Raw genomic sequence first — 24,903 nt, 5'->3', positions numbered from 1 at the left:
CTAGAAACCTCTTGTCATTATTCCGCTGCTTCAGCAAATTGGCTGTTATAAAGTTTCTCATAGAAACCGCCTTTTGCTAATAAACTTTCATGTGTTCCTTTTTCAATGATTTGACCTTGATCCATCACTAAGATCAGATCGGCTTCACGGATCGTTGATAGACGGTGAGCGATCACAAAACTCGTTCGTCCTTCCATCACTTTATCCATTGCTTTTTGGATCAACGCTTCAAGTCTCGTATCAACGGAACTAGTCGCCTCATCCAGAATCAATATCTTCGGATCGGAAACAACCGCACGAGCAATCGTCAGCAATTGTTTTTGTCCCAACGAGACATTATCTCCTTCTGAATTGATCTCCATTTCATAACCATCAGGCATCGTTCGGATAAAATGATCGACATTCGCTGTTTTCGCTGCATCAACGATCTCATAATCCGTTGCATCTAATTTACCAAAACGAATGTTGTCGGCAATCGTTCCCTCGTACAACCAAGCATCTTGCAGTACCATCCCAAACATGGAACGAACATCACTTCGGCTCATCGCTTTCGTATCAATACCATCAATTTTGATCGCGCCATGCGTCACATCATAAAAACGCATCAATAAGTTGATCAATGTTGTTTTCCCAGCGCCCGTCGGTCCGACAACTGCCACCATTTGTCCAGCTTTCACCTCAAAGTTCAAGTCTTGGATCAAAGGTTTCTTCGGATCATAAGCAAAATCGACATGTTCAAACGAAACATTTCCATGGATCGTTTCTGGCAAAGGAACATCGGTCTTGTTTTCTTTTTCCTCAGGTTCATCTAAAATCTCAAATACCCGTTTCGTGGCTGCGGATGCACTTTGCAATACGGAAGATAATTGCGTCACATTACCCATTGGTTGGCTGATTTGCCAAATATATTGGATAAAGGCTTGTAATTGCCCAACCACAATGACTCCAGAAATTACATAAAAGCTTCCTAAAACTGCCATACCGATATACGTAGCGTAGGCAGTTAATTGTACTAACGGCATCATCAATCCAGAAATAAAGGCTGCTCGAAACCCAAAATGTTTCAAGCTATGGTTGACCTTATGAAATCCTTCAAATGTTTCTTTCTCACGACCGTATACTTTTAACACACTGAATCCAGTCATGTTTTCCTGAACATAGCCATTTAATTCACCTAAAGAATTTTGCATTTCTTGGAAATATTTTTGAGAAGCATTGATCACTCGTTTAGATATCCAAATTGACGCTGGAATCATGATCATTGAAATCAACGCCATGACCGGTTGGATATAAAACATCATCGCTGCTGCCATCGTGATGCCCAAAATAGCATTGACAATACCGATAAAGGCTTGTTGCAAGGCGCCACTAACTGCATCTACATCATTCGTTACACGAGATAAAATATTTCCTTGTTGATTTTTATCGAAATAAGAAACCGGCAAACGATTGATTTTTTCTTCAATATCTCTACGCAAGTCTTTCATGGCACTCTGAACAACATTTGTCATCAATACCCCAGAAAGCAATTGAGAAATACTATAACCGGTACCAACCACCGCGATCCAAATCAAACAGTTGATGATATAAGAAAAATTGATTGCCTCATTATTCACTAGATTTTTGCTGATTTCTGTTGTTGGAAGCCCGACGACATAAGGCAATGCCGCATTGAAAGCCACCGTTAAAAATGTAAATAGTAGCACTAAGATAAACGTCAATCGGTAAGGACGGATATAGCGAGCTAAACGTTTAAAAGAAGCGAAGGTTTTTTTCATGCTAGTTCCTCCTTCGATAATTGAGAAGCGGCAATGTCGTAATAAATCGGACAATTTTCTAGTAGTTCACGATGCGTGCCCATACCTACTACTTCTCCTTCATTTAATACGATGATCTTATCGGCGTGCATGATAGTACCCACACGTTGGGCAACAATCAATACGGTTGATTCAGTTGTTTCTTTTTTCAATCTTGCACGAAGTTTTGCATCCGTTTGATAATCAAGTGCTGAAAAACTATCATCGAAAATATAGATTTCTGGTCGGCGGATGATTGCCCGAGCAATGGCTAACCTTTGTTTCTGCCCACCTGAGAAGTTTGCGCCACCTTCAGAAAGATGTTCATCATAACCGTCCGCTTTTTTAGAAATAAAATCAGTCGCCTGCGCAATATCAGCCGCACGTTCCATTTCCTCTTGCGTTGCATCTTCTTTTCCGTATCTCAAGTTTTCAGCGATCGTCCCAGTAAACAATAGTGCTTTCTGTGGAATAAACCCGATTTTTTGTCTTAGTTTACTCAACTTGTACTTACGCACATCTACACCGTCAATCAGGATCTCACCATGAGTAACATCATAAAAACGTGGAATCAATTGGATCAATGTAGACTTCCCACTACCTGTACTACCAATAAATGCCACTGTTTCGCCAGGTGAAGCAGTAAAGCTGACGTTACGGATCACTGGTTCTTGCGAATGTCCAGGGTAAGCGAAGGTCACATTTTTAAATTCAATGTAGCCTTTCGTTTTTGTTTCCGCTATGCCATTTGGATCTTCAACAATAGCAGGCGTAGCATTTAAAGCTTCTTGGATACGACTAGCAGAGACTGCTGCTCGCGGATACATCATAAACACACTCGCAAACAACATAAATGAAAACAACGCGTGGAAAATATATTCAATAAAAGCAATTAGATTCCCTACTTGCAACTGTCCATCTGCAATTTGTAGCGTACCACTCCAAATAATCAAAATCATCACGATATTGAATAAAAAGAAAAAGCCAGGTTGGGCAACTGCCATTAAGCGAAAGAGACTTTTAGAACTTGAAGCATAGTTCTCGTTGACTTTTTCAAATCTTTTTTCTTCGAATTTTTCATTTACAAACGCGCGGATAACGCGTAGACCTGATAGGTTTTCACGTAAGATACTATTGATTCTGTCTAAATTCTTTTGTTGGATTTTTGATAAAGGTTCAGAAAATTTAGCAATCCCAACAACAGCTAATAATAAGAATGGTAATGCACCAATCACGTATAAACCAAGAGATGGACTTGTTCGCATAACCATATACAAACTAACAACAAACATCATCGGTGCCATAAAACCGATTCTTAAAATATTTTGTAGAAACAACATGATTTGATACGCATCATTGGTCGTACGAGTGATCAATGATGATACGCCTAGTGTTTCATACTCTTGGTGTGAATACGTTTGGATATGTTTGAACAGATCATCACGAATGTCTGCAACGATATTCGTCGTGATCCTTGACCCAAAATAACCTAAAAATATATTCATTATGATCCCGATCACAGTGATCACGATCATCAATAGTCCTTGTTGTTTCACATAGTCAAAATCATCGTTGAGGATTCCAACATCGATCATGCGTGCTAAAATAGTTGGTAGACCTAGTTCGATCAGAATAAAGCCGAACACACAAATAAAATTCAACACCAAATATTTTTTGTAGCGCATGGTGTAATGCCACATTAACTTCACTTTATCATCTCCTTTAAATATTCTATCTTGCCATTACTTTCAATAGTAGCACAATCTACTACTTTATAGAACACTACATTTTTTAAAAAGAAATTTTTCTGAAAAATATTTTCTCTTCGTACGTTTTTTCATTTTACAGTGACCGTTTTCTATACTTATCTCTTGATTTATGCTAGAATAGCAATTAACTATTGTATGTTTCATACAGAGGATCCGAGTAAAAAATATTCCAATTGGATAAGCAAATGCGAGGCTTGTCTCTTTAAGGAGAATCAAGTATTTTTCTTAAAGTATAAAAAAACACAGGTGGCTTGTCCCCTCGTTTTGTGTTGTCCAAAAAATACGCTAAATTACTGCTTTAAGCAGATAAAGGAGACATAAACCATGATTTACAAAGTTTATTATCAAGAGTCAAAAATCCGTAACCCAAAACGTGAAGAAACACAATCGCTATACATCGAAGCAAACAGCGATGTTGAAGCACGCCAACGAGTGGAAGAAAATACCCCATACAATATCGAATTCGTACAACTTCTAGAAGGTAACCATCTAGAATACGAAAAAGAAAACCCAGCATTCACATTAGTGGAGTTTTAAGATGAAACTTTCCATCAAAAATAATGAGACAGGCGTCTTTGCGATTGGTGGATTAGGTGAAATCGGGAAAAATACGTATGGGGTACAATTCCAAGATGAAATCATTATCATCGACGCTGGAATCAAGTTTCCAGAAGATGAACTGCTTGGCATTGACTACGTCATTCCTGATTACAACTATATCGTACAAAACATACACAAAATCAAAGCTTTAGTGATCACTCATGGACACGAAGACCATATTGGTGGGATACCTTACTTATTAAAGCAAGCAAATATCCCGATCTACGCTGGCCCTCTAGCTTTAGCTTTGATCACAAATAAACTGGACGAACATGGCTTACTTCGTGACGCTGTGCTAAATGAAATAAATGAAGACACTGTGATCCGTTTCAGAAAAACATCCGTCAGCTTTTTCCGAACGACCCATAGTATTCCGGATGCTTTAGGTGTGGTTGTCAAAACACCTTCTGGTAACATCGTGGCTACTGGAGATTTCAAGTTCGATTTTACACCTGTAGGAGAACCAGCAAATTTGCATAAAATGGCTCGTATCGGAGAAGAAGGCGTTCTTTGCCTCCTTTCAGATAGTACCAATGCAGAGATTCCAACGTTTACGAAATCAGAAAAAACGATTGGCCTTTCTATTTTGAAAATATTTGAGAAAATCGAAGGTCGGATCATTTTTGCCAGCTTTGCTTCTAATATCTTCCGTCTACAACAAGCAGCGGAAGCCGCTGTAGCAACGGGTAGAAAAATTGCTGTTTTCGGGCGTAGTATGGAAAATGCGATCGTCAACGGACAACGTCTCGGCTACATCAAAGTGCCTGACGGTACCTTTGTCGATGCGCATGAAATCAATCGTTTGCCTGCAAATGAAACAATGATCCTATGTACAGGTTCGCAAGGTGAACCAATGGCTGCATTGAGCCGCATTGCGAATGGTACCCACCGTCAAATCCAAATCCAACCAGATGATACAGTGATTTTTTCTAGCTCACCGATCCCAGGGAATACAACAAGTGTGAACCATCTGATCAACTTGTTGTCTGAAGCTGGCGCTGAAGTGATCCATGGAAAAATCAATAATATCCATACATCTGGCCACGGTGGTCAAGAAGAACAAAAATTGATGCTTCGCTTGATGAAGCCAAAATATTTTGTACCGGTGCATGGTGAGTTTCGGATGTTGAAGATCCATGCCTCTCTTGCACAAGACACAGGTGTACCAGCTGAGAATTGTTTTATCATGGAAAACGGTGATGTATTAGCATTAACAAGTGATTCTGCTCGTTTAGCTGGAAAATTCGTCGCTGGCGATGTCTATATCGATGGCAGTGGAATCGGTGATATCGGTAATGTTGTTTTACGAGATCGTCATTTACTTTCAGAAGAAGGACTCGTTCTTGCAGTGACAACTGTCGATATCAAGAAAAAAGAGATTCTAGCTGGACCAGATATCCTTTCTCGTGGCTTCGTCTATATGCGTGAATCAGGGGATATGATCAATGAAGCACAACGTATTTTGTTCCACGCATTGCGTGATGTGCTAAATGCCCCCGACTGTTCGGAGCATAAATTAAAAGAAGCGATGGTCGGTGCATTACAACCTTACTTGTTCGATCGTACAGAAAGACATCCAATGATCATCCCTATGGTGATGACACCGGATCAAAACTAACTTAAAACCGAGGTTGCGACATAAGTGTTCAACCTCGATAAACAAGGCGCCATCCACGAAAATTGTTCTTCAATTTTTTGTGGATGGCGCCTTGTTTATCGAAGAGGTTCTTCTGTTACCGCCGTTTATTCGGTTTTAGGTGGTGAGAACTAATGTCCTACTCGCGGTTTTTTATAAAAAAAAGTGAGACCCACAAAAATATGAAAGAACAATTTTTGTGGGTCTCGTCTTATTTTTCGAGGGAAACACGTTGGTTTCGACCTCTGTCATCAATTATTTGGTTCGCTCCATGACAAAGCAAGCCTCATAACAGTATATTTTCGTATAGATTACGCTTTTTCAACGTTTGTAGCTTGTGGGCCACGATCTGAATCTTCTACGTCAAAAGTAACTGCTTGACCTTCTTCTAATGTTTTGAATCCGTCACCTTGGATTGCTGAAAAATGTACGAATACGTCGCTTCCATCTTCACGTGAGATAAAACCAAATCCTTTTTCAGCGTTGAACCATTTAACTGTTCCGTTTTCCATTAATAATACCCTCCTCGTGCCAAAGCACTTATTTGATTGTAACATTGCTCGTGTACGATAGAGGTGCAACAGATGTTTCAACTTCTATTCCCAAACAAAATTACATTATAATTGTACACTTGGTTGTTTTTTTTTGCAAGAAAGCTACATCATTCTTTTTCCATTAATCCTTCTTCACGTAAACTAAAGTATTGTTTGCTGCCAATAATCAGATGGTCAAGAACTTCGATCCCCATCATCTCTCCACATTCCTGGATGCGTCGTGTCAATCGCATGTCTTGCTTGGATGGAAGAACGTTGCCGCTAGGATGATTATGAGCAAGGACAAGCCGTGCTGCTGAATAGCGGACTGCGTAATGGAACACTTCACGTGGATGCGCGATCGTCTGATCCAATGACCCGATGAATAAGGTTTTCTTTAGTAAGATTTGATTTTTGGTATCGAGATAGATGCAAACTAAATGTTCTTGTTTTTGATCTTTTAGTTCTAGGATCAATTCTTTTGCCAATTCATAACTCGCATGGACAGTCGTTGTTTGACGCAACTGATCGACTTGTATCCGTCGCCCCAGCTCGATCAATGCTTTGATCTCTAAGGCTTTGACCCGACCAATCCCACGAACCGCTTCTAATTCTGCTAGTGTTGCTTGTCTCAAGAGCGCTAAACCACCAAATTTCTTCAATAACGTACCCGCAACTTCTAATACGTTATATGGATGCTGACCAGTCCGAAGCAAAATGGCTAAAAGCTCTTGATCTGATAACGCATCCTCTCCATAAGTCTCCATCCTCTCCCTTGGTAGAGACGTGGCGGGTACTGTTTGAAGCAAATTTTTTTCCATAAAAAACCTCCTTTCCCGTGCGCTCAAAATAAGATACGAAAAAGGAGGATATTTATTTTATTTTTATTTGATCAATGCCGGAACTTCATGAAGTGAAGAAACAATCGCTGTTGTCTTAGCGGCTAATTCATCAGAAGGCGCTAGTAAATCTGGCACCATGATTACTGGGATTCCTGCACCATACGCCGCTAGTACCCCATTTTGTGAATCTTCTAATATCAATGTCTCCGCTTTTTCAGTACCTAATAACGCCTGGGCATGTAAAAAGATTTCTGGATCTGGTTTTGCACGTTTGACATTTTCAGCTGAGACGATCATATCAAAACGATGACGTAGATTATTTTTTTCTAGCAACAGTTCAATGACATGTCGCTGATTACTTGATGCGACTACTTTTGGGATATCTTTTTCTTCCAAAAAGTTCAAGAATTCTAAAACACCTGGTTTTAATTTAACTTGACCTAAAGCAAAACGATCAAGCGTTTCTTGATAGGAATCGTCGATAAATTTTTGGACAGTTTCTCGACCAAAGTTTGCAAAAATAGTATGGTAGTTCGCCCAAACTTCTTCATCAGAAACGCCTAAAAATCGCAAGTAAAGATCTTTGTCATAGGGAAACCCCATCCGATCGGCTACTGTTTGGGATGCCTCATAATAAACGATCTCTGTATCAAATAATAAGCCATCCATATCAAAAATCACTGCATTAACTTTCATTTTTTCCTCCCAACTGTACAAGCAAACGTCGCACTTCCGAAATAAAATAGAGTGAACCTGTCACTACAAGAACATCCTCAGCCGTCATCTTCTCCAAGATCTCTGCAAGCCCAAATTGCCACATTGAAACAATCGTAACTTTCTCATCACTCGTTGCTTGGATATCCGACAGCTCAATGGCTTTAGGATAATCAAAAGTAGTGACGTAGATTGTTGCATCTGGTACTTCTTGTAATTGGTGTAACATTTTATCAACCTCTTTTGTTCGTAAAGCAGAGAACAAAAGATGGATATGATAGCCTTTGAATTCTTGTTTAAGATTTTGGACTAAACGTGCCATCGCATGGGTATTATGCGCCCCATCTAAAATCACTAAGGGTTCTTCACTTAATCGTTCCATACGTCCTGGCCATTGCGCCTTTTTCAAGCCATTGATCACGTCTTTTTCACGGAATGGAAGATTCATCATTCCACAATAGATTTGATACATTTCAATCGCCATACCAGCATTTTCAACTTGATGTTTCCCGATCATATGGATCGTCAACTTAGGGATTTTGCCAAATTCATTTTGGAATGAAAAAATTTCGCCCCACTCTTCTGCCGGATGTTTGTAACTGACTGTGTAAGCCTCTCCCCATGCGTGTTGTGTAGCATTTTTTAATTTTGCTTGTTTTTCGATCACTGCCAAGGCTTCAGGTACGATATTTCCAGTGACCAGTGGCACATTTTGCTTGATGATCCCTGCTTTTTGAGCAGCGATTTCTTCGATCGTGTCGCCCAAAATATCTGTATGATCCATACCAATCGTTGTGATACCCGTCAACAAAGGTTTCGCTACGTTTGTTGAGTCGAGTAAACCACCTAATCCCACTTCAATGATCGCGACGTCCACTTGTTCTTCCAAGAAATAATCAAATGCCATAGCAGTCAACGTTTCAAATTCGGTAATACCAGCTACTGCTTCAAATTGATCCATCTGCTCAACTAGCGGTTGATATTTCTTTACTAGTCGAATCAATGATTCATCAGGAATGCCTTGTCCATTGATCGAAATGCGCTCATTGAAGTATTCGATATATGGGGAAGTAAATGTTCCGACTGTCAAGCCGGCTTCTTCTAATAAATATCTTAAATAAGTCACTGTTGAACCTTTGCCATTCGTCCCTGCAATATGGATCGTTTTGACTTTTTCTTCTGGGTGTCCGACTACCTCTAATAAGGCCTCTACTCTGTCTAATCCAGGACGTGAGCCAAATGGTAATCGGCTATGGATCCAATTGATTGCTTCTTCGATTTTCACGTTACTATCCCCCCATTCCTCTTCATTATAACAAAAAAGCTTACGTAGGAAACAATGAAATCCAGAAGAGCTCTTTTTACTTAAAAAAGAGAGGCAACTTCCGTCACCTCTCCCTTTCGTTTTATTTGATTGATTTTAATTGCGCAATACGTTCATTGACAGCTGCTTGTTTTTCTGAATAATCTTTTTCTTTTGCACGCTCTGCTTCAACTACATCATCCGGTGCATTCGATACAAAACGCTCATTACTTAATTTTCCTTGTACACGTTTCACTTCGCCTGTCCATTTTGCTAGTTCTTTTTCTAAACGTTGGATTTCTTCTTCAATGTTGATCAGCCCTTCTAAAGGTAAGAAGATTTCCGCGCCAGTCAAGACCGCTGACATTGCTAGATCCGGTGCAGTTACGTCACTTGAGATCGTCAACTCTTCTGGATTACAGAAGCGCTCGATATAGCTAGTGTTTTCATTTAAGAATTGATCGATCTTCGGATCATTTGTTTTGATCAGTAACGTGATTGGTTTTGATAATGGTGTATTCACTTCAGAACGGATATTACGTACAGAACGAATCAATTCTTTCAGTACTTCCATCCCTTTTGAAGCAGCTTCATCATCGTATTCCGGTTGCACGACTGGATAATCAGCCACTACTAAAGATGTTCCTTTATGAGGGATGTGTTGCCAGATTTCTTCTGTAACAAATGGCATGATCGGATGCAATAAGCGTAAGATCTGATCCAACGTATGGACAAGAATACTACGGTTCGTTTGTTTCGCTACTTCGTCCTCACCGTAAAGTGTTTCTTTACTCATCTCGATGTACCAGTCACAGAAATCATCCCAGATAAAGTTATACAATTGGCGACCAGCCTCACCAAATTCAAATTGTTCAAATAAGTCAGTCACTTTAGCGATTGTTTCATTCAAACGTGTCAAAATCCAACGATCGGCTACAGTCTTCTCACCTGAAAGATCAATATCTTCTACGGTCATCCCTTCAACATTCATGATAACGAAACGAGATGCGTTCCAGATTTTATTGATGAAGTTCCAAGAAGCATCCATTTTTTCGTAACTAAAACGTACGTCTTGTCCTGGTGCTGAACCATTAGATAAGAACCAGCGTAACGCATCAGCACCATATTTTTCAATGACTTCCATTGGGTCGATCCCATTTCCAAGAGATTTACTCATCTTGCGTCCTTGTTCATCACGAATCAATCCATGGATCAGTACATTCTCAAATGGACGACGTTCTGTAAATTCCAAGCTTTGGAAAATCATTCGGCTTACCCAGAAAAAGATGATATCATAGCCTGTTACTAATGTACTTGTTGGGAAGTAACGTTGGTAATCTTCATTGTCTTCGTCAGGCCAGCCCATTGTTGAAAAAGGCCATAGCGCTGAACTGAACCAAGTATCCAACACATCGGGATCTTGTAACCAGTTTTCACTGTCTGCTGGTGCTTCCATGCCCACGTACATTTCACCAGTTTCCTTATGATACCACGCAGGGATCTGATGTCCCCACCATAGTTGACGTGAGATTACCCAGTCATGAACATTTTCCATCCAGCGTAAGAAGGTTTGGTTGAAACGTGGTGGGAAAAACTCAACTGCATCATCAGTTTCTTGATTTTGGATCGCCTTTTCAGCTAAAGGTGCCATTTTTACAAACCATTGTGTTGATAAACGAGGTTCAACAACTACCCCTGTACGCTCAGAATGGCCTACATTGTGGATCACCGTTTCGATCTTGATCAGACGACCAAGTTCTTTTAGATCCGCAACGATCGCTTTACGTGCTGCAAAACGGTCCATTCCTTGATACTTACCTGCTAATTCATTCATCGTGCCATCTTCATTCATGACATTCACTCGTGGGAGGTCATGACGGTTACCGACTTCAAAGTCATTTGGGTCATGTGCGGGCGTGATTTTTACAACCCCTGTTCCAAATTCCATGTCGACATATTCATCTGCTATGATCGGTATTTCTTTATTCACTAGTGGTAAAATGACTTTCTTACCAATCAATGCTTGGTAACGCTCATCTTCTGGGTGAACAGCGATTGCCGTATCACCAAGCATCGTTTCTGGACGGGTCGTTGCGATTTCCACCACACCTGAACCATCAGCCAATTCATAGCTCATATGATAAAAGGCACCTTCGATTTCTTTGTGGATCACTTCGATATCAGAAAGAGCTGTGCGTGCTTGTGGGTCCCAATTGATGATGTATTCGCCACGATAGATCAACTCTTTTTCGTATAGGCTAACGAATACTTTACGAACAGCTTCAGACAAGCCATCATCTAAGGTGAAGCGTTCACGGCTATAATCCAAAGATAAACCCATTTTTGCCCATTGTTCACGGATATGACCGGCATATTCTTCTTTCCATTCCCATACTTGATCAATAAATTTTTCGCGACCTAGATCATAACGAGAAACACCTTGCTCACGTAATTTTTCTTCTACTTTTGCTTGTGTTGCGATCCCTGCATGATCCATCCCTGGTAACCATAACGTATCATAGCCTTGCATTCTTTTTTGACGAATCAACATATCTTGCAATGTTGTATCCCAAGCATGACCTAAATGGAGTTTACCAGTCACATTGGGAGGTGGGATAACGATTGAATAAGGTTTTGCTTTTTTGTCGCCACTAGGTTTGAACAAATCTTCGTCTAACCAGTTTTGATAACGCCCCGCTTCAACTTCTTGCGGATTATACTTTGTCGATAGATTCTTTTCTTCCGTCATACTGTCTTCCTCCTTTGAAATAAAAAAAACGCCCTAAATACTTTCGTATTTAGGACGTATAAATTACGCGGTACCACCTAATTTGTAATAGTTGCCTATTACCTCTCAAAGTGAGTTAACGATCACTACTCGTTCATCTCTACTCGATTCAAGACAAAAACTCCCAAGCTACCTTCACTAGCTTTCGTTAAGAACGTTCCACCATTCGTTCTCTCTCTCTAAACGTCGGACTAGTTACTCCTCTTGATCAACATCTTGACTCATTTTACAATGGTTAGTAGCCAAAGTCAATAAAAGCTCTTGATGAATCGCTGTTCGATTCACATAAAAACGCCACTTTTGCACGATCTTCCCACTTAGTTTTTACTTGGAAGGAAAGACTTGCGAATAATTTTCATCAAAATAGATCAACGTCTGTAGTTCAGTTGTCAGATCGATGTATTGCATATGGACATGTGGCGGAACGTTGACACGATCTGGTGCAAAGTTCAAGATCGCAGTAATGCCTCCTTTGACGATTTCGTCGATGGCTGCTTGTGAATACTTACTTGGAACAGTTGATATCGCCACTTTGATTCCTTCTTTTTCAACGATTTCACTAAAGCGATCCATAGGATAAACCATCACACCTTCGATTTCTTTTCCGACGATGGCTGGATCATTGTCAAATACACAAACAATATTCAAATTTGCATTTCTTCTGAAATTGTTGTGTTTCAATGCTTTTCCTAAATTCCCAAAACCAACTAAAGCGATTCTTTTTTCTTCCTCTGTGTTCAAAATTCGATCAAATACTTCAATCAAATAGGGAACATCGTACCCATAACCGCTTCGTCCTAATTCTCCTAAATGAGAAAAATCTCTGCGGATCGTGGCAGAAGGTACTTGTGTGATCTCACTAAATTCATTTGATTTGATTCGTTGAACACCAGAATCATTCAACATATTTAAATAGCGCAAATATAAAGGCAACCGTTTCGCTGTTGCTTTGGGTAACGTTTCTGATTTTTCTCGCATATCGTTTCTCCTTGTTAATCATTTCACATAATTTTAGTTTAGCATGGAACAAGGAACCTCGCAATAGGAGGAAACTTAACTCCATGAAAAACAAGAAAAATAAGGTACCATCCACAAAATTTGACATACAATTTTCGTGGATGGCGCCTTATTTCTCGAGGCTAAACAATTGTCTCGTCCTCTTTCACGTGTCTACTTCTTGAGTCTGGATCTTTTATTACGAGTGATCGACTCGTACAAGAAGTACAAGTTCCTTCGTTTAAAGTAAATCAGAAAATTCTTCTACTTGTTCTTTTGCTGTTTCTGTGTGGATCGTTTCGATCTTTAAGCCTGCCAAAGCACGTTCGATCATCCCATCGATATCCAAACGTTCTTCGTATTGATGCACTTTTTCTAGTCGTGGACGAGTCTTAGGCTGTGGCGGTGCAAAAATCGTGCAGCAGTCTTCAAATGGTTGAATGGACAAATCAAACGTATCGATTTGTTCAGCCACTTCGATGATCTCTAATTTATCCATCGTCGCTACAGGACGAATGATCGGTGTATTCGTGACCTCATTGATTGCCACCATACTTTGGAGTGTTTGGGAAGCCACCTGTCCTAATGATTCACCATTTAAAATCACTAGTCCATGACGAATACGGCGGATCTCATCTGTCAAACGAAGCATCATCCGACGTGTGATCGTCATCCAGTAGCCTTGGGGCACCACTCGTTTGATCTCTTCTTGCACTTCTGTAAACGGTACTTCGATAAATTCGATTTTACCAACATAGGGTGTCAGCTTCACTGTTAAGTCTTTCGCTTTTTGCAAGGCTTGTTCACTCGTGTAAGGTGGACTAGCAAAGTGGACAGCTTCAATTTCTACCCCACGTTTCATGGCATAATAACCGGCAACTGGAGAATCGATCCCTCCAGAAAGCATCAACATACCTTTTCCGCTTGTACCGACAGGCAGACCGCCAGCTCCTTTGATCGTTTCATAGGAAAGATAAGCCCCATCGCGGCGGATTTCCACACGCAACGCAATATCTGGCTTTCTCATTTGTACTTGGATATCCGGAAAAACATCGATGACTGCATTTCCTAATGCTTGGTTTAGTTCATTGCTGTCCAATTCAAAGCTATGATCACTACGTTTTGCAATGATCTTGAATGTTTCTTTTCCTGTATAGATTTCTTGCATGATTTCCTGAACCGCTTGTTTTAAACTTTGTACTTCTTTTTCTACTCGTACGCTAGGTGAAAAGTTTTGGATCCCAAATATCTTCGCTAACTTAGGGATAACTATGTCTCCGTCTACACCATTCAACAGTAGATGCATCCGATCACGCTCTGCGTGGATCTTGATTTCAGGAAAATCGCTCAATGCCTGTCTGACATTTTGTGCCAACTGCATAATAAAACTTCGACGATTTTTTCCTTTTGTTGAAAGTTCACCATAGCGAACCATGATTTCACTGTACTTCACAAAAACACTCCTCTGTTTCTTAATTGATGACTGAAAATTTCTTGTACAACTGTTTAAAGATGATCATGAATTGTTCGACTTCTGCCATCGTATTGCTTTCATCTAAGCTGACGCGAATCGCTGAAGTAGCTAAATCATTGGGTACTTGCATCGCATGCAGCGTACTACTTGCCATGTGCTTTCTAGAAGAACAAGCGCTTGTCGTAGAGACAAATATTTGTTTTTCTTCTAATGCATGGACCAATACCTCACCACGAATACCTTTTAATGAAAAGCACAAAATATGGGGTGCGTAATCTTCACCTTCAGAAAAAATCGTTACTTTATCATACGTATGTAAAGCTTCAATCAATGCTTGTTTAAGATAGGCAGTTTGGTTTGGTTTTTGTGCTTTAATATCTAGAGATAAACGCAGCGCTTTTGCCATCGCGACGATCCCCGGCACATTCTCTGTTCCACTCCGTTGATTTTTCTCTTGTCCGCCTCCAGTGAACAGCGGTGCTAAACGTCGGCCTTTTTTCCAATAAACAAAACCAACACCACGAGGCCCGTGGAATTTATGGGCAGAAAAAGTGGCAAAATCCACACGTTCTGTCAACCATTCCTCTAAAGGAACTTTACCAATCGCTTGTACCGCATCCACATGGAAATGGATTTTAGGAAAATCATTTAAAAAACTACTGATTTCTTTGATTGGTTGAATCGCACCTACTTCATTATTCACTGCCATAACGGAAACCAAAATTGTTTCTTTACGTACTAATTTTTTCAACTCATCTACGCGGACGATCCCTCTTTTATCGACAGGAGCAATACTCACTTCGATACCGAGTTTTTTTAACTGCTCAGCTGTTTCACTGACAGCAGGATGTTCAACGCCTGATATGATCATGTGGTTACCGTAACCTAGTTTTTCAAGCATCGTTCCTTTAAGCACCCAGTTATTTCCTTCTGTTCCACCTGACGTGAAATACACTTCTTCCGCAGACACAGCAATCAGTTCAGCGATTTGTTTTCTCGCTTGTTGTAGCAGACGGTTCGCCTGATTGCCTAAATCGTGTAGACTTGATGGATTCCCGATGATCCGTTGACTTGTTTTGACATACGTATCCAAACTTTGCGGATAGATCGGTGTTGTCGCACTATTATCGAAATATATCATATTTAAACCTTCTTTTTTTGAAATTCTTACCTATTATAACGGTTGTCCCTTGTGCTTTCAAGTGGCGTTTTCTCCGAGTTGGACTCTATAAAAAATCGCTCGAATCAATGTATTCCCTGCCCAACAGTTACTCATCAATGACTTCCAAAAAAAGACAACACTCGGCACTTGCCTGTGTTGTCTTTTTTGATCGCAGGATTATACTAAATCAGGATGATTGAAGTAAAAATCTTCGATTCGTTTGAATGCACCTGGTTCTGTGCGCTCTAATGCTGTGCCGATCTCATCCAAAGCCTCTTGATAGTGATATTCTTTATTGAATAAGTAATAACTCTTTTCAATGGCTTCTTTCACTTCTTCATGTGTGTGACGGTAACGGTTCGCATATTGCAACATTTGTTCGGTTAATGCTGCTGCATCCACTAGATCGTGGGTTTTCTTATCGAGTAACTCTAGATCTTCTTCACATAATGCTACAAGACGTTCGACCTCATCCATGTTGACTCTGATTTTATTCAACACAGTACTCAATTCTTCGATACGTTCTGTTGCCACAAAGAAAAACTCTAGATAATCATTTGGCAAACCTGGTAAACGTTGTTTTTCAACAAACCGTTTAAGACTGCGCAATTTAAATTCGAATGTGTCGATTTTTTCTTGCGCTTCTTTTTCACCTTTTCTTAGTTCGTGTAAAGAATCGCTGATTTCAACCTGTTGGTTTTCAATATCTTCTAATACTTTGAAGACTTTCTTATAGAACGTTCTTACTTCTGAGTAAGGCACTTCATGTTGTTGTAACTGTGGTTTGATTTGTTCGTTTTGACGTTCGATTTCTTCCACTTCTGTTTGAAAACCACGTACACGCCCGATTTCGTTATGGTTCAATGTATAACTTTGAGCGGTATGATCTAATTCGATCAATAATTGACGATTGTTTTTCGTCGCATGTTTGATATATTGTTCGATCGTTGCTTGATTTTTAGTCACAAATACTTGTGCTTCCATCTCACGTTCTAAAATATCGTATAATGCATCGATCAGATTAGCCGTTTCACGATTTTCAAATTCAACAGTTTCAACTTCCGTTTTCTCAATATTGATCAACGAACGTTCGATTCGACGATTGATCGTTTCGATATCGCCAGACAGGCTTTCTTCTGGAAAAACATACTCCTCTTTGATTAAGCGGTCATAGGTCTCTTGAATCTCTTCCACTTGCGCCGGGAAAGTCGTATTCAAATCTTCAAATAATGGCGGGATTTTTTTCATTAACGCATCCACTTCATACGTGTGTTTTTCCGCTTTATCCAGCACTTCACGGGCTTCAACTGGATCACCTGAAGTATTTAACGTAACAAATTGTGTAAACTCATTTTCAATCGTTTTCACTTGCTTCTGTAACTCAGGTAAAGCTGGACCGTATTGCTGTTCTTCTTCTCGGATCGTTGCTTTTAGTTCCTCATAAACGTCTAAAGCTTGTTGAACAGCTAAGGAATTACGTTCTTCTGTTTCACGCAATTCTTTTAAGCCGTCACGAATCTCCGCAACTTCTTTTTCCATTTGGTTCATGGTTGCTTCGGCTTCTTCTACTGCTTTTTTCCCTTTTAAGAATCTAAAGCTCTCGTTGAGATTTTCAACTTCAAAGATCTGACTTTCTAACTCGGCAAATGATGAGGTAGAGATGTCATTCCATTTTTGACTCCATTCACGAAAGGTATTTTGGCTTTGCCCCACTAGATGCATTTTTTTGACATCGTCAACTTCTTCAATCACAGGCAAGTCGAATAATTCTTCCTTGCGTTTTTCTAAGACGTCCAATCGATCTTGGTTTTTTTTCTTCATTACGTAACTAACCAAAAAAGCCAGAATGGCGACTATAATGATTGCAATGACGATCCCGATGATAACATTATTTCCCATTTAAGGTTCCTCCGTTTTCAATATGCATCTACTGTCTCTATTTGTTTGTGATCAGACGAATCTGATTTGCATAACATTGTAAATACGTCTTTCGTGCAAAAAGACATCTATTTTATATTATAACATACTATGTTCAGTCATACACTACCTACATAAAAAATCTTTTTTGCTATCTTTCTACCAACTAAAATGAGAAGACCTTATCAAAGACTCGTTGAAGAATTTTCTTCGGCAAACTTTACTCGCTCTGCCTTCTTCATTTGTTCATTGATTTCCTTTGCGATCCTTTCTTCAGGTGCATAATCCTTTTGCCAATTGTCTGGCTTCAATACTTTGTTTGTAACAGGATCGTAGTGAGGTTTTCCATCTGGAAACAGTTTTCCCATATTCGCTTGATGGACAATATCAAAAATCCTCGTAGGATCAACGCCCAGCAAAGAAAAAGAGCCATACGTAAAATAAAGCAAATCAGTCAGCGCATCTACTTGCTCAACGAGACTTTCCTCTCCCCAATTTTGTTTTGTGAGAATCTTTTTTTCTGCTTGATCAAGTGCATCATGCAAATATTGGACGGAATCATGCAATTTTTTTGCATCACCGTCACTGGCTGCTGCCACAAATTCAACTAACTCTTCGATTTTAAAACCCGCTCGGTCATCGGCATGTTTTTTTGTAAATGCAGTGGGTCGCTCTGGTATTCTTGGATCGAACGTCCGATGGAATCGTTCTACTTTTTGATAAGGTGTTTCTGGCTCCATAACGATTTTAGTCCTCCTAACTGACACACATTCAATCAACTATCCCAAAATGCTTCAAACCTATATAAATACCATCTGCTTCATTCGAAGCCGTGACAAAATCAGCTTGCTGCTTCACACCAGTTGGCGCATTGCCCATTGCAACACCAATTCCAACTCCTTTTAGCATTTCAACATCATTGTAATGATCGCCAAACGCCATGATTTCGGACAATGCAATTCCTTTATTTGTCGCAAATTGTTGGATTCCTAACAATTTGGACCCTCCTTTAGGAATAATATCGACCGTATAAGGATTGGAACGTTGGAACGAACACTCTGGGAATCGTTGGTCAAGCTTTTCTTGCTCAGATATTTGGCTCAATAAAATACATTGATAAATCGGCTCGTTTAAGATCGCTAATGTTTCATATCGTTTTCGTTGCCGATGGGGACTGAACACTTGCAAGATTTTTTTCAATAGACGTACAGGGAATTTTTTGGGTAAGTGATTGACGATTTTTTTGATGATGATCGATTGTCCTAGCATCATTGTCGTTGAACCATCTAGTTGATCTCGCCCACCAAAAATGATTTGTCGGTGATGGGCATCCGAAAAGTGGACGATATCCGCTAATACTGTTTTATCAAAAGGATGGTCGACGATCGTTTGATCACGGTCAAAGACTAATTGACCATTATAGACGACGAACATGTCTAGTTCAAGTTCATCGATCACTTCTTTGATTCTTACAGGGCTGCGCCCAGTGGCAACACCGCATAATATGCCCTTTTTTTGTAGTTGATCAATCGCATATTTAGTTGAAGCCAACGCTATTGCTTGGTTGTTGACTAATGTGCCATCGATATCAAAAAAAACTGCTTTGATCATGTCGTTCCATCACCTCTTCCGATTATTATTTAGTAAAAATTTCTAGTTGAACAGTTTCATTTCTTATTGGTAAGGCGTGCTTGCTACTTTTTATATAGAGTGGTTACAAAAGCCAGGTCTTCAAAACAAATCGATTTGTTTTGGGTTAAGCTCATCTGGTTCGATCCCTAAGATTTTTTGTAATGCCAAAGCATTTTCAGCCGCATCTCCACCAGAGTTATTATTGAAGATCACCCCAACATGTTTTGTTGCACCGTCTACTTTTTTGATGGCTGCTGCTAATTCCTGTAATTCTTCTTCAGAATAGCGATACAACGTTCTTTTTTTACGCCAATCCTGATCATTTGCTTGCCAACCTTGCTCATTTCTTCCATGAAAACGGAAAAGGGTAAAATCCGTATTTGTCACATAAGGATCGAAAGGAATCGTCGTATTCAATAATTGTGGTTCATCAATGATTGCTAAGGAAAACATTGCACGAGTCATAAACTGTCTCGTGCGTGACAGAAATTGGTCGCTGTACCAAGAATAGTCACGTAACTCAATAGCTACCGGATAGCCATTGAACCATTTTCTTAGTTTTCTTAAATAGGCAACATTTTCTTTGGTGCATTTAAATGAAGCAGGGAATTGAACTAAAAAACAAAAGAGTTTACCTGACTCGCTCATCGGTGCCATCACATCTAAAAAGCGTTCAATCATCTCTTCTTCGGATTGATAATACTTCTGCCAGTCGCCTTGACCACTGATTCCTTGGTAAGCTTTCATCACGAAGCGAAAAGATGCTGGTACTTCATTCACCCACTTCTCCACAGATGACTTTCTTGGTATACCATAATAGGCGGTATCTAATTCGACTAATGAAAGGACACTCGCATAATCGTAAAGAGTATTATTCTTTTTTCCTGTTAATTTTTCATGTTCTTTAAATGAAGTCAAGCCAATTTTGATCACGACGAATCACTTCCATTCGTTTAAATTCATTTTATCTTTGTTCCCAAATTGTTCTGTTTGATTCATTCATAGCAAAACTCTTTTATATAGTATACAATAAGCTAGAAACCCTATGCAAAATTATTCGTGAGGAAGTTCTGAAAATGAAAAAAATTCTTATCTTACACACAGGCGGCACAATCGCCATGAAAGAAAATTCTTTAACAGGTGGTGTGAGTCCAGATGTGGCTAACCCACTATTAGATGCAGAAGTAACGATTCCAGAAAATGTTGATTTGATCATGGAAGATATCTTTAATCTTCCTTCCCCGCACATCATGCCTAAACATATGTTACAACTTAAAGAAAGAATCAATCAAGCCGTTCTTTCTGACATCCAAGGTGTCGTGATCACGCATGGGACAGATACGTTGGAAGAAACAGCATTTTTTCTAGACTCAACGATTGGTGATAAATTACCGATCGTCTTAACAGGAGCGATGCGTTCAAGTAATGAGTTAGGTAGCGATGGTCTATATAATTTTGAAAGTGCGATTCGGGTAGCAAGTTGTGATGAAGCAAAAGACAAAGGTGTTTTGGTCGTGATGAACGATGAGATCCACTCAGCACGCTATGTCACTAAAACCCACACGACTAATGTTGCTACTTTTCGTACTCCTACGTTAGGACCAATCGGTTTGATCACTAAAAATCGTATATTGTTTATGCAAGAATTACTTGAAGCGCAAAGACTAGATATCGCATCAGTCAAAGGAACGATCCCAATCGTCAAAGCCTATGCGGGTATGCAAGGTGATTTATTAGAAGCACTTGCCCATTCGAAAGTCGACGGTCTGGTCATTGAAGCTTTAGGCGCTGGGAACCTGCCTCCGCAGGCATTAACAGCATTAAAGAAACTCTTGATACAAAAAATACCAGTAGTCTTGGTTTCTCGTTGTTTCAACGGAATCGCTGAACCCGTCTATGATTACGAAGGTGGCGGAAAAGAACTCGCAAGTATGGGCGTTATTTTTTGTAATAGTATCAATAGCCAAAAAGCTAGAATAAAACTTTTGATTGCCATTAACGGTGGCTTGTCAGAAGAACAGTTGATCAAATTTATGACACAATAGAAATCAAATTGAGTAATACAGGGCTTGCTCGCCTCTTCATATGGAAAACTCAATAGACGCTACAATCACATCATTGTTAAACGGAGTTCCAAATGAAACTCCTTTGGAACTAAGCGCGAAAAAACCAAAAATTGGAAGAACAATTTTCGGTTTTTCGCGCTTATTTATCGAAGCAAAATATCTCACAATCTTATCTCACTCGATTTATTTTGTTTCTTCATTTTTCTCCCATAAGATATTCGCTGCACAATAAAGTTGCTCTTGCATTCTGATCTCATGTCTCGTTTTTACCTCTGTTCCAGACACCGTTTGTTCATAATGACTCTCGATCTCATTGCCATATTCAACTTCTTTATCAAAACGGATCAACACATGTTTAGGTGTATGTGTTGTCAAAAAATCGTAACCTAAAACATCAATGATCCAGTTGAAGTACATCGCATTGTTCACATGTTGATTGCTGTCAATATCATAAAATCGCACACGATATGGCAACATCAAGCCTGATTCGATTGGCTCGATTTTTTCTTGTCGTTTGATTTTCTTGATTTTTTCACTTTCAAAAGGTGCAATGATTTCTTCATTCACACTACTCATCTTACGGTTCACTAGATCCATCAAAACAAATACTGATTCGATTTCAACTAATTCATTTCCTTCCTCATCATGAATCCAAAAATTACGATAACAAAAGAATTTATTATACTGCATCGCTTGTGTGGTAACATCGATTTTTTCACCGACATGAGGCAAGCGATTGATGTTCATCGAATAGTTCGTGATTACCCAAGTCAAGCCAAAGCTACTGACAAAGTCGGTTCCTCGGCCTAAATGATCACTTTGTTCTTCCGAAGTCTTGATGACCACACCCAGCATGGACGGAAAAGTCATTGTTTTGTTGATATCACATTCATAATAAGATACTTCATGTTTTTTTGTATATTTTTGTGCCAAAAGAAAACCTCCAATTACTTCTTCATTAATATATGATCGACCTGTGTCCCATAACTCTCTCCAAACATATTGAGATGCGCCAACAAGTAATAGAGTTGATAGAGTGGCAAACGACTCTCCCAGCCCTCTTCCAATGGCCAGCTTTCTTGGTAAGCTTCCAGGAATTCAGGACGAAAGCCACCGAACAACTGACTCATCGCAATATCTTGCTCGCGATTCCCATAAGAAACTGCTGGATCGATAAACACTGGTCTTCCTTGCTTATCATAGAAAACATTACCACTCCATAAATCTCCATGCAAGAGGCTAGGCGTAATCTTCCGATGATCGTCACGATTTAGTAGTTCTTTTTTTAACCGTTGATACTCTTTTTCACGTGTTTCATTCCATCGATTGTTTTTCTCCGCTATGTCGATTTGAGCCTCCAAGCGATTTTTGAAAAAGAAGGTCCACCAATCTTCTTCAAATGTATTGAGCTGTGATAAACTCCCTAGATAATTGTCCTTGCGAAAACCAAACTGTGGTGCAGTTGAACGATGGATTTTTACTAAGTCTTTTGCCAGTTCTCGAGGATCACCTTTCCCTGGTTCGATCCATTCCATCAATAGATAGGCACCTTCATTTGTTTCGCCTAACATATAAGTTTCAGGTACTCGTACATGTGGTGCAAGCTCTTTCAGACCATCCACTTCTGCTTCAAAAAAGCGTTTGGTCACATGAGGATGGATTTTTAGAAAATAGGATTTTTGCTGTTCATCAATTCGATAGTTTTGATTCACATCTCCCCCAGTAATCGGTATCACTTTACCACTCAAACGAATCTCTGTTAACACTTCTTGGATATCCATTTTCACTCCTCCTTGCTATTTCACAAGATCGATGATTAATCGATCAAGTACGCCCGCAACAACTCCTATATCATTTTAAAGTATAACACAGGTATTTATAAAATCCTGAAATCAAGAAATCAACAAAAAACAGATACAGAAAACTATCAAGTCTCTGTATCTGTTTTGATTGATATTGAAATTAAGCTAATGCCCCCATTGGGTCCCAAGGAGCTAATAAAATTGGTTCAGCATTAAATGCGGCTAGCTGTTCTTCCGTCAATAAATCTTTGCGGACAACGATTTGATACGTATATTCATCCATCCACTCGTCACTCATCACAAAGAATCCTTTATCTCCGACTTTTTCTCCCCAGCTATTTTCGACTTTCCATTTCGTTGATTTTCCATCAACTAAATCGACACCAGTCAAGACCATCGCGTGAGTCATCAAACTTTCGCCATGATCCAAACGCTCCGCTTTCGTCATAGAAAAATCTAAATCAAATAATTCATCCATCTCATAAACGTCTGTTGCCATGATGCCGCTATCTCTTGTAGAAGATTGACCAACATCACACCCAAACCACACAGATTCTCCTTGTTCCAATTGAGCAATCGCTAAATTTTTGAACGTTGTCATATCGACATTAAGATATTTGACTTCTTTTCCTCCCACAACATTCCCTAACATTTCAACCGTATAAGAGCGATCATACGGTTTGTCTGCGGTCGGTGCATTGATGATACTTACATAATCATCCAAATTTACACCTATATATTTATCGTAAAACATTTGTGGAGTCAATTGTTGATCGATATGGTAATTTTTTTCTTCATCTCGATACTCAAAATCAAATTCAGTTGGTGGCGTACCTAAAGAAGTTGTTAGAAATTGATAGATCCCAGCTAACATCTTTTCTTTTTCTACTTGGATCTCTTCATTTGTTTTTCCTTCTGCCACTAATTGACGTAGTTTAACGGCGTCTTTACGCAATAATTTATTTAAGTAGTTATTCAAATCACGAGAATTTGAGCTATTCGCGCTTTCTGGCATCACTGATTTTGGTACGACACCATATTTTTGGAATAATGATACGATCATATCCCATTGTCCACCATCTTGTTGGGGAACAGCCAGTAAAAAAGCGACTTTACGACTGTCTAATGCTTCATTACCAGTTGCAAGAATATTTTCATAAAAATAGTTTGCTTTCTCGTATTTATCCCAAAAGAAAGTATAATTTTGTGATAATTCAAATTCCTTTAAGTGGAATTGATTCAACAATTTGTGACGGAATGTATTCAACGCCGCAAACATCCAGCAACGGCCAGATTGTTTTTGGTTTGAGACTTTTCCAGTCGCTAGATCTACAGAAAATACCGGGGTGTTTTTTGTATGTGAAGCAATATTTTCTGCTGAAGCTGTGATCCCATTCTTTACAACAGCATTTTGTAAGGCTTGTTGCTTTTTATTCGTTTGAAATTGATCGGCAAATTTTTTTGTCATATCTGGTGTAATTGCGTTCATTTAATCATCCTTCCCGATTGAAAATATATCTCCATTTTACTCTTTAACCCTTTGAATTACAACGTGCTATTCTGAAAATTCAGAACAATCATGCGATTCAATCTGCGTATTTCCATTGAAAAACAAAAAAAGTCTAGGAGAACTCTCCTAGACTTTTTGTATTACTCCGGCAGTAGGACTCGAACCTACGACATCATGATTAACAGTCATGCGCTACTACCAACTGAGCTATGCCGGAATCAAATTACATAAATATAATATCAATTTTCATCATATAACGCAATACTTTTTTTCAATTTTTCAAATAATCACTAATTAACCATCGTTATTTTATATTTGTGAAAAACAACTCAATTTCTTTTAAAGGTCGTCTGTTCATAGAGA

The 24,903-nt window shown here is 39.3% G+C and carries 20 protein-coding genes, 1 tRNA gene and 1 other annotated feature; of the genes, 3 read left to right on the top strand and 18 right to left on the bottom strand.

The features are described from left to right. Positions 1-17 precede the first annotated feature (17 nt). Both efrB and efrA read right to left on the bottom strand, forming a co-directional pair. Complete coding sequence (gene efrB / locus IGJ99_RS03875; protein WP_062805557.1) at positions 18-1,778, bottom strand: multidrug efflux ABC transporter subunit EfrB; 1,761 nt, start codon at positions 1,776-1,778, stop codon at positions 18-20. Beyond that, positions 1,775-3,505 carry a multidrug efflux ABC transporter subunit EfrA gene (gene efrA / locus IGJ99_RS03870; RefSeq protein WP_010736073.1) on the bottom strand — a complete coding sequence of 577 codons (1,731 nt, stop codon included), beginning with the start codon at positions 3,503-3,505 and terminating at the stop codon, positions 1,775-1,777. Before efrA ends, efrB begins: the two co-directional genes overlap by 4 nt. Before the next feature lie 384 nt (positions 3,506-3,889). On the opposite strand from efrA, the gene IGJ99_RS03865 reads away from it, so the two are divergent. Both IGJ99_RS03865 and rnjA read left to right on the top strand, forming a co-directional pair. Continuing rightward, positions 3,890-4,102 (top strand): DNA-directed RNA polymerase subunit epsilon, encoded by a 213-nt coding sequence (locus tag IGJ99_RS03865; protein ID WP_010736074.1) that lies wholly within the window; start codon positions 3,890-3,892, stop codon positions 4,100-4,102. 1 nt (position 4,103) lies between these two features. Next, the gene (rnjA, locus tag IGJ99_RS03860; RefSeq protein ID WP_010736075.1) at positions 4,104-5,783 is read left to right on the top strand and encodes a ribonuclease J1; all 1,680 of its coding nucleotides are present in this window, start codon (positions 4,104-4,106) and stop codon (positions 5,781-5,783) included. A 329-nt stretch (positions 5,784-6,112) separates the two neighbouring features. Here rnjA and IGJ99_RS03855 read toward each other — a convergent pair whose 3' ends face one another. The 12 genes from IGJ99_RS03855 to IGJ99_RS03800 form a co-directional block, all read right to left on the bottom strand. After that, a complete protein-coding gene (locus tag IGJ99_RS03855; RefSeq protein ID WP_010736076.1) occupies positions 6,113-6,313 on the bottom strand; it encodes a cold-shock protein in 201 nt (66 codons plus the stop codon). Between the two features lie 149 nt (positions 6,314-6,462). Further along, positions 6,463-7,155 (bottom strand): RadC family protein, encoded by a 693-nt coding sequence (radC, locus tag IGJ99_RS03850; protein ID WP_010736077.1) that lies wholly within the window; start codon positions 7,153-7,155, stop codon positions 6,463-6,465. Between the two features lie 63 nt (positions 7,156-7,218). Then, positions 7,219-7,872, bottom strand: coding sequence for an HAD family hydrolase (locus tag IGJ99_RS03845; protein ID WP_062805560.1), 654 nt, complete (start codon positions 7,870-7,872; stop codon positions 7,219-7,221). Next, entirely contained in the window at positions 7,862-9,175 is a 1,314-nt protein-coding gene (locus IGJ99_RS03840; RefSeq protein WP_194180138.1) for a bifunctional folylpolyglutamate synthase/dihydrofolate synthase, read from the bottom strand. Before IGJ99_RS03840 ends, IGJ99_RS03845 begins: the two co-directional genes overlap by 11 nt. 121 nt (positions 9,176-9,296) lie before the next feature. Next, on the bottom strand, positions 9,297-11,942 hold the full coding sequence (locus IGJ99_RS03835; protein ID WP_438770628.1) for a valine--tRNA ligase: 2,646 nt from the start codon (positions 11,940-11,942) through the stop codon (positions 9,297-9,299). 47 nt (positions 11,943-11,989) lie between these two features. Continuing rightward, positions 11,990-12,202 (bottom strand) — a binding site (T-box leader). Positions 12,203-12,305: 103 nt separating this feature from the next. Next, positions 12,306-12,959 carry a redox-sensing transcriptional repressor Rex gene (locus IGJ99_RS03830; protein WP_010736081.1) on the bottom strand — a complete coding sequence of 218 codons (654 nt, stop codon included), beginning with the start codon at positions 12,957-12,959 and terminating at the stop codon, positions 12,306-12,308. A 259-nt stretch (positions 12,960-13,218) separates the two neighbouring features. Then, positions 13,219-14,430 carry a tRNA uracil 4-sulfurtransferase ThiI gene (thiI, locus tag IGJ99_RS03825; protein ID WP_010736082.1) on the bottom strand — a complete coding sequence of 404 codons (1,212 nt, stop codon included), beginning with the start codon at positions 14,428-14,430 and terminating at the stop codon, positions 13,219-13,221. A gap of 19 nt (positions 14,431-14,449) precedes the next feature. Further along, complete coding sequence (locus IGJ99_RS03820; RefSeq protein WP_375152134.1) at positions 14,450-15,592, bottom strand: cysteine desulfurase family protein; 1,143 nt, start codon at positions 15,590-15,592, stop codon at positions 14,450-14,452. A gap of 198 nt (positions 15,593-15,790) precedes the next feature. Continuing rightward, on the bottom strand, positions 15,791-17,512 hold the full coding sequence (locus IGJ99_RS03815) for a septation ring formation regulator EzrA (protein WP_023519257.1): 1,722 nt from the start codon (positions 17,510-17,512) through the stop codon (positions 15,791-15,793). Positions 17,513-17,715: 203 nt separating this feature from the next. After that, positions 17,716-18,270, bottom strand: coding sequence for an HAD family hydrolase (locus IGJ99_RS03810; protein WP_062805564.1), 555 nt, complete (start codon positions 18,268-18,270; stop codon positions 17,716-17,718). A gap of 31 nt (positions 18,271-18,301) precedes the next feature. After that, on the bottom strand, positions 18,302-19,141 hold the full coding sequence (locus tag IGJ99_RS03805) for a Cof-type HAD-IIB family hydrolase (protein WP_438770627.1): 840 nt from the start codon (positions 19,139-19,141) through the stop codon (positions 18,302-18,304). Between the two features lie 120 nt (positions 19,142-19,261). Then, complete coding sequence (locus tag IGJ99_RS03800) at positions 19,262-20,095, bottom strand: DUF72 domain-containing protein (RefSeq protein WP_023519255.1); 834 nt, start codon at positions 20,093-20,095, stop codon at positions 19,262-19,264. A 143-nt stretch (positions 20,096-20,238) separates the two neighbouring features. Here IGJ99_RS03800 and IGJ99_RS03795 point away from each other — a divergent pair, with 143 nt between their 5' ends. Further along, complete coding sequence (locus tag IGJ99_RS03795) at positions 20,239-21,207, top strand: asparaginase (protein ID WP_010736088.1); 969 nt, start codon at positions 20,239-20,241, stop codon at positions 21,205-21,207. Between the two features lie 204 nt (positions 21,208-21,411). Here the strand turns inward: IGJ99_RS03795 and IGJ99_RS03790 are convergent, their stop codons facing one another. The 4 genes from IGJ99_RS03790 to IGJ99_RS03775 form a co-directional block, all read right to left on the bottom strand. After that, complete coding sequence (locus IGJ99_RS03790; protein WP_010736089.1) at positions 21,412-22,161, bottom strand: acyl-ACP thioesterase domain-containing protein; 750 nt, start codon at positions 22,159-22,161, stop codon at positions 21,412-21,414. A 14-nt stretch (positions 22,162-22,175) separates the two neighbouring features. After that, the gene (locus IGJ99_RS03785) at positions 22,176-23,009 is read right to left on the bottom strand and encodes a fructosamine kinase family protein (protein ID WP_023519253.1); all 834 of its coding nucleotides are present in this window, start codon (positions 23,007-23,009) and stop codon (positions 22,176-22,178) included. 181 nt (positions 23,010-23,190) lie between these two features. Then, positions 23,191-24,519, bottom strand: coding sequence for an aminopeptidase C (locus tag IGJ99_RS03780; protein ID WP_023519252.1), 1,329 nt, complete (start codon positions 24,517-24,519; stop codon positions 23,191-23,193). Positions 24,520-24,683: 164 nt separating this feature from the next. Beyond that, a tRNA-Asn gene (locus IGJ99_RS03775) sits at positions 24,684-24,757 on the bottom strand. Positions 24,758-24,903 lie beyond the last annotated feature (146 nt).

It is taken from the genome of Enterococcus sp. AZ095b, assembly GCF_051714725.1.
Lineage (GTDB): Bacteria > Bacillota > Bacilli > Lactobacillales > Enterococcaceae > Enterococcus_B > Enterococcus_B pernyi.
Note: the sequence above shows the minus strand (reverse complement) of the source record. Positions and strands in the feature narration are given on the sequence as shown.